The sequence below is a fragment of the Bavariicoccus seileri WCC 4188 genome, assembly GCF_000421665.1.
Classification (GTDB): Bacteria; Bacillota; Bacilli; order Lactobacillales; family Aerococcaceae; genus Bavariicoccus; species Bavariicoccus seileri.
Genome location: NZ_ATXL01000050.1, coordinates 1 through 13,294, shown reverse-complemented (window position 1 = coordinate 13,294; position 13,294 = coordinate 1). Strand labels below are relative to the sequence as shown.

Sequence of the window (13,294 nt, the reverse complement as noted above, 5' to 3'; positions counted from 1 at the left end):
ATCGCTAGACAGACCTCCCCAGGTAAGGTGCGATAACCTTCCACTCATGTCACTGCCTCATTTACTAAATGGGATTCGTGCAGTATTGGACTTTGCTTTGTGTTGCAAGCTCGTCCGTCCCAATCCAGCCTCCATATGAGATTTCTGTTCGTCAGTGCGAGTATTTGCTTTCAGCTTCCTTCAGATTCCACCTCACGGTGGACACCCTTGCCTTCAGCTAACAGTTCCTACTGCCAAGCCTGTAGTGGACTTTCACCACCAAGTTATCGCCCATGCTGGGCGCACAACAAATAAAAAAGATGCCACCCGGCATCTTTTTTATTTACGCTTATTTGTCTTGTTCTTTTTGGTGTAATTCATTTATGAGTTGATCAATTCGACTTCCATAATCTACTGAACTATCACGTTCAAAAGTGATTTCTGGAGCTTTGTATAGCGTTAATCGATTCGCTAATTCTCTTCTAATCAGACCACCAGCTTTAGAAAGACCTTTTGCTACTTTTTCTCGTTCGGATGCTAGTTTATCTAATGTCGAGTAATAGATGGTTGCGTGTTGAAGATCGCCTGTCACAGATACATCTGTGATTGTGACACCACTAACTCGAGGGTCTCTTACTTTATGAGCAAGGATATCAGAAACCTCTTTAAGAAGTTCTTGTTGTAATCTACCTACACGATAGTTTGCCATTATTTCCACCTTACCTTATAACTTTAGTACTAGAGTAATCTGCAAACTTATAAAATTGCGAAATAAGTTTAGAAATGCTTAAACTTCAACCATTTCATAAGCTTCAATCACATCATCTACTTTGATATCATTGTAGTTTTCAATCATAATGCCGCATTCGAATCCTTTAGAAACTTCTTTAGCATCATCTTTGAAACGTTTAAGCGAAGCTATATCGCCTTCAAAAATAACGATACCATCCCTAATCAAACGTACCTTGCTAGAACGTTTCACTACTCCATCAGTAACATAAGCTCCAGCAATAGTCCCTAATTTGGTAACATGGTAAGTCTCACGAACAGTGGCTTGACCGGTCACTTGTTCTTTATAGACTGGGTCTAGAAGACCCTTCATAGCCGTTTCAATTTCATCGATTACTTTATAAATGACACTATGTAAGCGAATGTCAACATCCTCTGCATCTGCTTGTGCTTTTGCTTGCGGAGTCGGTCTGACATTAAATCCAATGACAATGGCGTTACTTGCTTGAGCTAAAGTTATATCGCTTTCGTTGATGGCACCGACAGCCGAATGGACGATTGTAACTTTAGCACCCTCAACTTCGATTTTCTGCAAACTTGAACTTAATGCTTCAGCTGATCCTTGGACGTCTGCCTTAATAATCACGTTGACTTCCTTTAAATCGCCTTCTTTTAGACTTTCAAACAGATTATCTAATGTGATTCTTTGAGAGAGATTCCTTTTGGCAATTTGAGCTCTTTGAGCTCTTTCTTCGCCCGCTGCTCTAGCCGTTTTTTCATCATCAAAGACTACAAATCGATCTCCAGCTTGAGGGGATGTATTTAAACCAGTAATTTCGACCGGTTGTGCAGGTGAAGCAGTTTTGACTCTTCTGCCTTGATCATTGACCATGACCCGAACTCTACCAAATGTTTCCCCTACAACGATAGGATCGCCTACTTTTAAAGCTCCCTCTTGGACAAGCAATGTCGCTATTGCGCCCTTAGATTTGTCTAAGCGAGCTTCAATAACTGTACCTAACGCATTCCGATTTGGATTTGCCTTTAATTCTTGCATTTCAGCAACTAAAAGAATCATTTCAAGCAATTCTTCAATATTTTGATTGAATTTGGCCGAAATATTAACAAAGATCGTTTCGCCACCCCAAGCTTCAGGAATCAAACCATAGTCGCTTAACTCTTGCATGACATGGTCAGGATTTGCATGTGGTTTATCAATTTTATTAACTGCAACTATAATAGGAACTTTCGCTGCTTTTGCGTGATTGATAGCTTCTACCGTTTGCGGCATAACACCATCATCTGCAGCCACAACAATAATACAAATATCAGTGATATCAGCACCCCGAGCACGCATTGTCGTGAAGGCAGCATGACCAGGAGTATCTAAGAAAGTGATCGGCTTACCATTGATTTTGATTTGATAAGCACCTATATGTTGAGTAATCCCGCCTGCTTCATGTTCAGTGACATTAGTATGTCTTAATTGATCTAGTAAAGTTGTTTTACCGTGGTCAACATGACCCATAATCGTTACGACAGGCGGCCTAGAAGTCAATGCTAATTTTTTGTCTTCTTCTTTTGCCTCTTCGAAGTATTGGTCTAGATCAGAAATATCGCGATCTATTTTTTCTTTCGTTTCAATGCCGTAATCAGCTGCTAATAATTCAATAGCATCGTTTGACAAAGATTGATTCTGAGTTGCCATAACACCCAGCATGAACAGTTTTTTCACTAATTCGGCTGGTTCTCTGTGGAGTCTCTTTGCTAAATCTGCTACTGTCATACCATCCTTATAGACAAGCACTTCTGGTAACTCTTTATGTTTTCGTTTTGGAAGAGGCTTACTATAATCTTTCTTATCACGGCCACGATTGTTACGACGCTTTTTTTGCTTAGAGTGGCTATTATTCTTTTTCTTAAATACTTCATCATCGTTAAATTTAGATTTTGTTGTATTCGTATTTCGATTTGCTTGGGAATTATTAGCTGTTTTTACTTTTTGATGGTTATCAACACTTGCTTTTTTATCTGAGCGAGTCGTTGTATGAGATTGACTGTTCTTGGTTACGCCAGCTTTTTGAGCGTTTTTGCTCGATCCTGTAGAGGAAGTATTCTTTTGTTTATTAGTATTATTTTTAGTCTGATTCAAACGGTTTCCTTTATGTTCTGATTTAGGCTTTTGTTTCAACAGTTGATCAAGTCTCTTGATTTCATCATCAGTCATTGATGACATGTGACTGTTATAAGTTATTCCCGCCTTAGTAGCTTTTTCTAATAGATCTTTACTTGCTAATCCATGTTTCTTAGCATATTCATATACACGTGTTTTCGACATATTATCGCCCTTTCTTCTATTCCATATGCAAATTTCCTTTCGTCTTTATAAAATTCTCTGCAAACCCATCATCAGTGAATGCGCCGGTTGAACGTTTTCTTCCTAGAGCTTGCGACATTTGCATCGTGTTGCCAAATACGACAAATTTGATCGCATTTGTTTCACATTTTTGAATTATTTTGTGTTGTGCTTGCTCACTCATGTCAGAGCTAAGTATCACAAGTGTAGCTTTTTTATTTTTGATAGCCTTCAGAACCAATTCGGTACCGCTGACAAAGAGAGAAGCTCTTTGAGCTAGGCCAATTAATTGATACAACTTACGTTCGATGGCGTCATTATTAGTTGTCATTCTTAAATAACTCTTTTCGTGCTAATTGATGATCTAAATAGTGAAATAATTCTTCATAAAAGGCATCAGGCACATCCACGCCAAAGACTTGCTGAAATACATTTTTTTGTTTAGCTGTTTCAACTAATTGGGGATTTAACGAAATATAGGCACCTCTGCCATTTTTTCTTCCGCTTGGATCAATCTCTATTGTACCTTCAGGTGTTCTCACTAATCTAACGAGTTCTTTTTTTGGAAACTGTTGTTGTGTTACAACACATTTTCTCATCGGAATTTTTCTTTTTTTAGTGGGTTTTGCTTTGGCCATGATCAATCATCCTCAGGTTCGATTTCTGCTATTTGACTCTCAACGTCATCTGGCTCTAAAATACCTTCACCCTTTTCAGTTTCCGAGATATCACTATCAGAGCCTTCGATTTCAGCGGTGTTAAATGCATCGTCTTGTACGACTTCTTCAGTCTCTTTTTCAATTAATTCGCCTGTAGCTGTATCAACTGATTCTTCTAAAGACTCAGCACTCTCCTCAATACTTTCATTATACTCAGTTTCCGACTTGATATCGATCCTAAATCCTGTTAGCTTAGCTGCTAATCGAGCGTTTTGGCCTCGTTTACCAATTGCTAACGATAATTGTGTATCTGGTACGATTACTGTACAACTACGATCATCATCTTTAAAAAACACATCGGATACTTTAGCAGGATTAAGAGCATTTTTGATATAGATTTCTGGACTTTGGTCCCATTTGACAATGTCCATATTTTCGCCGTTCAATTCATCGACGATCACTTGAACCCTTTGACCTCTCGGACCAACACAGGTACCCACAGGATCGACCTTTTCGTCCCGTGACCGAACAGCAACCTTAGAGCGATCTCCCGCTTCTCTTGCAATCGATACAATTTCCACAATGCCATCGTAGATTTCTGGAACTTCCTGTTCAAACAGACGCTTAAGCAGATTAGGATGTGTGCGACTAACGAAGATTTGAGGTCCTTTTGTCGTATTATCAACTTTAGTGACATATACTTTTAAGCGGTCACCCACATTATACGTTTCATTTGGTATTTGATCATGCTTAGGTATTGCAGCTTGGATTTTCCCCAAATTGACAATGACATATCTAAAATCATTACGTTCTATAACTGCAGTGAGAACTTCGTCTTCGTATCCTATGTATTCTTTATAGATCATATCACGTTCAGCTTCACGAATGCGTTGCATAATTACTTGTTTAGCCGTTTGTGCAGCAATACGACCAAAATCACTTGGAGTTACTTCAAATTTGATTTTATCGCCAACTTCATAAGCGCGATTGATTTTCAAAGCATCCTCTAAGCTCACTTCTTGAGTATCGTCTAAAACCGTATCAACAACTTCTTTAACGGCATAGACGTGAACATTTCCTTTTTTTTCATCGAAAGATACTTCTACATTTTGTGCTTGTCCATAATGCCTTTTATAGGCAGAAATCAACGCTGCTTCCAAAGCAGTAATGACGATTTCTTTTGAGACTCCTTTTTCTTCTTCTAAGGTATCTAAAGCCTGTATTAATTTCTTGCTCACAGTTCTCTCACCACTCCTAAAATTTAATGGCCAATCTTGCTTTTGCTATGTTGCTTTGCGGAATTTCAAGCTGCTTAAGACGCGTTTTATCATAATATGAGACAATAGCGACTTCATCATTTGCTTGTTCCAATATACCCTCTATCCATTTTTCACCGTCAATAGCTTGATAGAAGGAAATATTGACATATTTTCCAACTGCATTTTTGATAGCTTCGATTGTTTTTAAGGGACGTTCTGCACCAGGAGAGCTTACTTCAAGGAAATAAGCCTGCGGAATTGGATCAGGATCAGTACTATCAAGTATATCCCCTATTTTTTCACTCATTAGTGCACAATCATCAATAGTAACACCACCGTCGTGATCAATCGCAAACCTCAAATACCAATTTTTGCCTTCTTTGACGAATGACAAGTCAACTAGCTCAAAGTTTTCTTCGTCAAATAAGTTCTCAGTCAAAGCAACAACTTTATCGATCACTTTACTCATTTCGGTCCCCCTTTTATACAAGTTAAAGGAGTGAGCGTCGCCGCTCACTCCCAATAGTAACTGTCTACAAGTAGATTATAGCACGTTGTATTCAAAATAACAATAAAGTCATAAGCGTACAAACTCATCTTATTTTAGGCCACTTGTTAGCAGTTGCATGAGCATTCCTAAAACGCCTTTGATTACTCTTCTTCTAACTAATGGAGTGATAGAGACCAATAGAAAATGAACGCCTTTTATACTTAGAATAAGCTGAGTTGATTTTCATCAGGTAAATGATCAACTACTTTTTGTGCTGTAAGATAATCAATAATTGTTTTAGAAACTTTACCTCTTGTTTGTAGATCCTTCTTCGATAAGAAAGGTTTTTCCTTTCGTGCCTCTACTATTTTCTGAGCGACATTCGCCCCTAAACTCGGAACAGCTCGAAAAGGTGCAATCAAACTATTTCCATCAATCACAAAGTTTTTGGCATGTGACTTATTAATGTCTACCATTTTGAAATTTAACCCTCGTTCGACCATTTCGTTAGCCAGTTCCAAAACTGTGATTAAGTTTTTCTCTTTGGCAGATGCTTCATTCCCTTTGTCTCTCAATTCTTGTAGGCGGGCCTTGATGGCATTGCTCCCCTTGCACATAGCAATCAAATCAAAATCTTGGGCTCTGACGCTGAAATAGGCACAATAATAATAAAGTGGGTAATGTACCTTGAAATACGCGACTCGAAGAGCCATTAACACATAAGCAGCAGCATGGGCTTTTGGGAACATGTACTTAATTTTAAGACAAGAGTCGATATACCATTCTGGAATATTATTTTCCCTCATGATTGCTTGCCATTCGTCAGGTATTCCCTTTCCTTTACGAACACTCTCCATTATTTTAAAGGCGATACCATCCTCCAGACCATGGTGAATCAAATAGACCATAATGTCATCCCGACAACCAATAACTTCTGATAATGGAATGCCATTTTTCCGAATCAATTCTTCTGCATTACCAAGATAAACATCCGTCCCATGGGATAATCCTGAAATTTGGAGGAGTTCGGCAAATGTCTTAGGTGACGTCTGCTCTAACATTCCTCGAACAAAACTTGTTCCAAATTCAGGTATACCTAGGGTCCCAGTTTTGCTTCCAATTTGCTCTTTAGTGACACCTAATACATCTGGGCCACTAAAAATCTTCATGACTTCAGGGTCATTTGGCGGAATAGTTTGCGGATCAATGTGAGAAAGATCTTGGAGCATGCGAATCACTGTCGGATCATCATGACCCAGAATATCTAGCTTTAAGACATTATCATGAATAGAATGGAAGTCGAAATGACTTGTTTTCCATTCTGCATTTAAATCGTCCGCCGGATATTGTATAGGAGTAAAATCATAAACATCCATGTAGTCTGGAATAACAATTATGCCACCAGGATGTTGTCCAGTAGACCTCTTCACCCCAGTTGTCCCTTTTACTAATCGATCCGTTTCAGCTTTGGGCCACTCCAAATTGTAATCTCTTTGATAACCTTTAACGTAACCAAAGGCAGTTTTATCGGCGACAGTTCCGATTGTACCGGCTTTATATACTTTATCTTCACCAAAAAGGACCTTGGTATAATTATGAGCTCTAGCTTGGTATTCACCTGAAAAGTTCAAGTCAATATCAGGAACTTTATCTCCATAGAAGCCAAGGAACGTTTCAAATGGGATATCATGTCCATCGCGCACCATCTCACAGGAACACTTAGGACATTTTTTACTTGGAAGATCGAAGCCTGACCCATATTCACCTTGAGTAAAAAACTCACTATGCTTACACTTGGGGCATCTATAATGGGGTGCCAGTGGATTAACCTCGGTGATTCCAGTCATTGTTGCAACTAAGCTCGACCCCACTGACCCTCTGGATCCAACTAGGTATCCATCTTGATTGGATTTTAAAACTAGTTTTTGAGCAATAAGATAAATGACTGAGAATCCATTGCCAATAATACTTTTTAGTTCCTTGGCTAAACGGTCTTTAACAATATCAGGTAAAGGATCTCCATATAGCTCTTTGGCTTTGTCATAGCTTAGTGTCGTGATTTCTTCTTCTGATCCTTTTATTACGGGCGTATATAATTTATCCTTTATGGGCGTTATAGTCTCAATCTCATGGAGCAATTGATGAGGATTATCTATGACCAGTTGACGAGCTAATTCCTCCCCTAGAAATGAAAACTCTTCAAGCATTTCTACAGTTGTTCTAAAATGTGCCTTGGGATATTGGCCAGGTTTAATATGGTTTGTTTTGATTGAAGACATCAATATTTCTCTATAGATATGATCTTCGAGATTTAAATAGTGAACATCTCCAGTTGCCAGTAATAATTTATGGTGATCTTTAGCCAGCTTTACGAGATTTTTCATAATTGATTCAAGTTGTTGCTCAGATCTGATTAACTCACTATCAATCAATGGTTGATAGATGGGTTTTGGCATGATCTCTAAGAAGTCATAAAAATCTACCAATTTTTCTGCTTCATGGTAGCCCTTTTGCATTAAGGCTTCAAAAATTTCTCCTTTTGCACAAGCACTGCCAACCAATAGATTTTCTCGATATTGCTTTAATAGCGATTTTGGGATTCTAGGGACACGATAAAAATAATCAATGTTCGATTTTGACACCAGTTTGAAGAGATCTTTCAATCCACCTTGATTTTTAGCATAGAGAGTTGCATGGAAAGGACGACCTTGTTTATAGGCATCCCCTGAACCAACTTCCTTGTTCAGTTCATCATGATAGAATATGTTTTTTTCATCGGCTGCTTCCTTTAGAAAAATCCAAGCTAGGACTCCAGTTGTTTGTGAATCATAGATAGCTCTATGGTGTTGCGTTAGATTAACATCGTATTTTTTGGCAAGTGTATTTAAACGGTGCGACTTTAATTGTGGATGTAAATAGCGAGAAAGTTCTAGTGTATCAATAACTGGTTCATCGATAGGGCCTAATTCATGTCTTTTGTAGCCTGTATTAATAAATCCAACATCAAAATGAGCGTTATGTGCAACTAATATCGTTCCTTTACAAAAGGCTTTAAATTCCATTAGGACGTCTTGCTCACTTTTTGACCCTTTAACCATCTCATCAGTAATACCTGTTAAATTGATGGTGGTATCTGAGAGTGGGTGACCAGGATCAATAAATTCCGAGAACTCTTCTATAATATTTCCATTGACCATTTTAACAGCTGATAATTCAATTATTTTATCGTAAATAGCAGAAAGACCAGTCGTTTCTACATCAAAAACGACATATTCAGCTTCACTCAATAACACATGCTTAGGGTTGTAGGCAATCTCGACGCCATCATCAACAATATTAGCCTCTACTCCATAAATCATTTTTATATGATTTTTTTCACTGGCCGCATAAGCTTCAGGAAAAGCCTGTACACCGCCGTGGTCTGTAATAGCTATCGCCTCATGTCCCCAGCTAGCAGCTTGATCAACAAAGTCAGTGATGCTATTGGTAGCGTCCATTTGGGACATATTTGAATGTAAATGCCATTCGATACGTTTGGGACCTTCTATATCATCGGTTCGTTTTGCATGAGTTGTTTTGTGAATCGCATTTGCCATCAATACCAGATCATTATCAAATGTATCATATTGGACTCTACCATATACTTTCACCCAACAACCTGCTTTAAATCCTTCAAATGCCTTTTTCTCATCAGCATTACTGTTAAACATCTTGACAACAATTGAAGACGTATAGTCAGTCACTTTAAGAATGAGCATAGCTCTCTTCGTTTTGAGCTCTCTCAACTCTGCATCGAATACAAAACCTTCAATTGCTACATTCGGAGTTTCTTCACCAATAGTCACAATTTGAATTGGATCAAAATCCTTTGGTAATGCCCGTCCAACGCTACTAACAGCAACAGATTCATTTTGGCCAGAGTCTGCTGTTTTTTGGCTTTGATCGGCAATTTGAGATTTAGCTTTTTCAATTAATGCATGATTAATTTCTTGCTGTTTTTTTTGATGATCAATGACTTTTTGATGTACTCTTTCTTCATCAATCTTGAAATTTATAGTAGATAACTGAAAACCAAATTGACTAATATAAGCTATAACATCAGCTTCACAAGCACCAGCAATCCTGTCGATTGATAAGCCTCCATCTGTTGTAATAGTCAACTCATTTTGAGATAAGGCAATCGCAGCGTGTGATAATACATGACCTATCATCGGTGAAACTTTTTGGAAATGTTTCACAACGAATGGCCAGTAAGCAATAAGATCTTTTTCAGTAAATACATTTTCTCTAGCCTTAATATTTAAACCTACGGAAGCGATATCTTTATAACTAACAGATAAAGCTTGGAGAAATTGTAAATAAGTATTTAGCGGAAGGGGACGCTCAATTTGTAAATCAAAAACCCACCTTTTTTCTGCTTTTAGAACGGTAACACGTTCAATGCTAGCATTTTGGAAATGATCATCAAAAAAATGCTGGGGTAGCTGAACTTGTTGTATCAATTTTTCAAATAATTCTTTTCCTTCCACACATATCACCACTCTCTAAAAGAATTTCATAAAATCGTTCCATGTGACTAATATCATCAATACAATCAAAAAGACTGCGCTAATTGCAGTGATGTAAAACTCTTTTTCTTTAGCTAATGGCTTTCCACGGAATAACTCATAAAGATTTAGTACAATTTTGCCCCCATCTAAAGCGGGAATTGGGATCATATTCATCATCCCAAGATTTATACTTAAAAAAGCGGTAAAACTCACTAGTGATATAAATCCATAAGAAGAAACTTGTTCCGTCATCGCGTACATTGCAACCGGCCCTCCCACGCTATTAAGTGAGAATCCACCAGTAAAAAAGCCGAGAATAGTGGTAAATAATTGAGAAGTTAACGACCAAGTCTCTTTGAAGCCATAACTCACTTTTTGTAATAGACCACTTTCGATTGTTGGTCTAATCCCGATTAATCCAATAGTTCGATCTTCAATTTCTGTTGATTCTGGAATGACAGTTACAACTTTCTCTTGATTATCTTGAGTTTGATAGGTTATTTCTAATTCTTTATCAGCACTATTATGGATAATACTCGTCATATCATTCCAAGAATGAATAGAGTCATCATTAATTTTCTCAATCCTATCATTAGGTGTTAGACCAGCTACTTCGGCAGGTGATCCGGAATCGACTTCGCCAATAATTGGTTCAGAGCTTGGTATCCCTCCCGATAGGAATGCCACCAGAATGAAAAGTATTATCCCAAGAATAAAGTTTTGGACAGGACCAGCTATGTTGATTGCGATCCGTTTTAGGACACTAACAGAACCATACTGTCTTTCTATTGGGGCGTTTTTAACCTCAAGACCACCAGGTTCCACAATAAAGGCGTCCCTTTGAACTGGAAAGGTTTTTGATTCAGAGTCACCCTCCGCAAATCCCTTTATCTCACACTTCTCTTCAAGATCGATTGATTGTACTGTTATAGGCAAGAAATTTCCACTTGCATCATCTGTCTCCAAGTATACTTTTTGGATGACACCTTCTGAGTTTAATAGTGCAGCAATTTTTTGACCAGGAGAAATGTCGATGGCATCCTCCCCCATACCGGCCAATCTGACATAACCACCTACAGGGAGTAGTCGAATGGTATAAGTTGTTTCTCCAATCATCCTTTGAAAAATTTTTGGACCCATTCCAACAGAAAATTCACGAACTAATACACCAGCCTTTTTGGCAATAAAATAGTGTCCAAATTCATGTACAACAACGATGAGGGTAAATATCAATAGGAAAGATATGACGGTTTTCAATAGGTCCTCCTTAATAGTAACTCAATAGTGCTAAAACAATTTGAAAAGCAAACATAGCAAAAAAAGTGGAATCAAACCGGTCCATTACACCGCCGTGCCCCGGAAGTAAGTTTCCTGAATCTTTGACTTTGTAATAGCGTTTGAATGACGATTCAACAAGATCTCCAATTTGCCCAGAAACTGAAATAAACAAGACCATAATAATAAAAATAATCGTTCGTAAGGCAATCGGTTGGAAGAAAAAGTTAAAAACTAGTGCTACCAATGCTGTCACTAAGCTACCACCAACTGAACCCTCAATCGTTTTATTAGGACTGATATGAGGAGCCAGTTTGTGTTTACCAAACCGTCTTCCAATCAAATAAGCAAATGAATCAGTTGACCATATGATAATAAATAATAATAAGACCGCAGAAAAACTGATATTTCTTGTAATAATTATGCCATTAAAACCAACACCGATATACAGTGCTCCTAAAATGAATACTGCAACATCATCAAAATTAATGCGGTCATAACGAAATACGGTTAGAGATAACATTAAAATAGCACTAAATAGAAACAAGGCAAATGGACTGTAATTGAAGGTAGCTTCATTACTACCCAAAAAATGATTTCCAACCAGTAGTGAAGCTGTTGCAAATGATGTCAAAACAAATTCAGGTGTCCGTATAGGATGTTTTTTCATCGTAAATAGCTCTTTTACTGCAATTATAGCTAGTAACACCAATAAAGCCTCTAAAGGCCATCCGCCATACCATAGAATCGGAAGGAAAATAATCAATGCTATAATAGCGGTTATAATACGTTGCTTCATTCGGTCTCCTCCGTTATGCCACCAAAACGTCTTTGCCTTGACGAATAGTCATTAAACGCCTCGATTAAATCTTGGGCTGTAAAATCAGGCCATTTAGTATCGGTAAAATATAATTCACTATAAGCACTTTCATAACTTAGAAAATTGCTTAAACGTTGTTCTCCACTTGTTCTGATAACAAGATCTGGATCGTTGTAAGGTGCTAGAATACCTGTACTTAAAGATTGACTGAGTTCTTGAAAAGAGACACTCTCTCCTTGATGATGCTCTATCAAATAGTTAACAGCATTTAATATGTCTTGCCTTGCACCGTAGTTGAGCGCAAAAGCTAGGATCATTCCAGTACAACTACTAGTATCATTAATGGCATTACGAACGGCAATGCGAGTATTATCAGGTAGTTGAGAAACATCACCAAGAACAACAACTTTGACATTATTTTTTATAAGATCTGGCACAAAAGTATCGAAAAATTTAGAAGGCAGACCCATCAAGTAGCTCACTTCAGATTGAGGTCTAGACCAATTTTCAGTAGAAAAGGCATATAATGTCAGAACCTTAACACCTAAATCACTTGCGGCAATGGTTATTTTCTTAACGGTATTCATGCCCTCTTTATGACCGGCAATTCTTGGTAAAAATCTTTTTTTAGCCCAACGGCCATTACCATCCATGATGATTGCTACATGGTTAGGTACTTTAATGTTTGATAACTCCATTTGATTATCTCCTAATCATAGTTGATACACTTAAAATCCTCTTCCTATTGTATCACAAAAAGGATAATCCAAAAAAGAGGTCGACACTATAGCGGTTAACGTTGAGACATAAAGCGAACTAGCTTAATAAATGATTTCAACTTGATTCACTTATCAATAATAATCGAGTAGGAGGAGCCTCACGGCTCCGACCTCTCACACCACCGTACGTACGGATCCGTATACGGCGGTTCAATATCTTGCGTAAGCAGACTCTACCATTTCGCTTAGGGATACTAAGCCCCAGTGGTGGAGTCTTTCGTTTGTAAGGGCCCAGTGAACCTCTGGTGATTTAGATAATCTCCAGTATTTCTTTCTGGAATAACCGATTCTTTTGGCACTATCTAAATTTAATCCATATTTTAATAACTTCGTTATTTTTGTTTTTGGTAGTTTCCATCTTTTGAGAATAAGCTGTCTGATTCTGTGATGTATCCAAG

Annotated in this window: 10 protein-coding genes and 1 pseudogene; all 11 read right to left on the bottom strand. The window is 37.9% G+C overall.

Translation table 11 applies throughout. The features are described from left to right. Positions 1-328 precede the first annotated feature (328 nt). Positions 329-688, bottom strand: a complete 360-nt coding sequence (gene rbfA / locus H541_RS0109235) for a 30S ribosome-binding factor RbfA (RefSeq protein WP_022797032.1) — start codon at positions 686-688, stop codon at positions 329-331. A gap of 78 nt (positions 689-766) precedes the next feature. Continuing rightward, positions 767-3,046, bottom strand: coding sequence for a translation initiation factor IF-2 (gene infB / locus H541_RS0109230; protein WP_022797031.1), 2,280 nt, complete (start codon positions 3,044-3,046; stop codon positions 767-769). Between the two features lie 16 nt (positions 3,047-3,062). Then, positions 3,063-3,395: a L7Ae/L30e/S12e/Gadd45 family ribosomal protein gene (locus tag H541_RS0109225; RefSeq protein ID WP_022797030.1), complete on the bottom strand. Its 333-nt coding sequence runs from the start codon at positions 3,393-3,395 to the stop codon at positions 3,063-3,065. Further along, the gene (gene rnpM, locus H541_RS0109220; RefSeq protein WP_022797029.1) at positions 3,385-3,702 is read right to left on the bottom strand and encodes an RNase P modulator RnpM; all 318 of its coding nucleotides are present in this window, start codon (positions 3,700-3,702) and stop codon (positions 3,385-3,387) included. The genes H541_RS0109225 and rnpM overlap by 11 nt, the downstream gene beginning before the upstream one ends. 2 nt (positions 3,703-3,704) lie before the next feature. Next, positions 3,705-4,961 carry a transcription termination factor NusA gene (nusA, locus tag H541_RS0109215; protein WP_022797028.1) on the bottom strand — a complete coding sequence of 419 codons (1,257 nt, stop codon included), beginning with the start codon at positions 4,959-4,961 and terminating at the stop codon, positions 3,705-3,707. A gap of 16 nt (positions 4,962-4,977) precedes the next feature. After that, a complete protein-coding gene (gene rimP, locus H541_RS0109210; protein WP_022797027.1) occupies positions 4,978-5,451 on the bottom strand; it encodes a ribosome maturation factor RimP in 474 nt (157 codons plus the stop codon). A 242-nt stretch (positions 5,452-5,693) separates the two neighbouring features. After that, complete coding sequence (locus tag H541_RS0109205; RefSeq protein ID WP_022797026.1) at positions 5,694-10,001, bottom strand: PolC-type DNA polymerase III; 4,308 nt, start codon at positions 9,999-10,001, stop codon at positions 5,694-5,696. A gap of 15 nt (positions 10,002-10,016) precedes the next feature. Next, the gene (gene rseP / locus H541_RS0109200; RefSeq protein ID WP_022797025.1) at positions 10,017-11,279 is read right to left on the bottom strand and encodes an RIP metalloprotease RseP; all 1,263 of its coding nucleotides are present in this window, start codon (positions 11,277-11,279) and stop codon (positions 10,017-10,019) included. Between the two features lie 10 nt (positions 11,280-11,289). Further along, a complete protein-coding gene (locus H541_RS0109195; protein ID WP_022797024.1) occupies positions 11,290-12,096 on the bottom strand; it encodes a phosphatidate cytidylyltransferase in 807 nt (268 codons plus the stop codon). Further along, on the bottom strand, positions 12,093-12,815 hold the full coding sequence (locus H541_RS0109190) for an isoprenyl transferase (protein WP_022797023.1): 723 nt from the start codon (positions 12,813-12,815) through the stop codon (positions 12,093-12,095). The genes H541_RS0109195 and H541_RS0109190 overlap by 4 nt, the downstream gene beginning before the upstream one ends. Before the next feature lie 231 nt (positions 12,816-13,046). Beyond that, a pseudogene (locus tag H541_RS13535) lies at positions 13,047-13,294 on the bottom strand (group II intron reverse transcriptase/maturase); the annotation flags it as partial.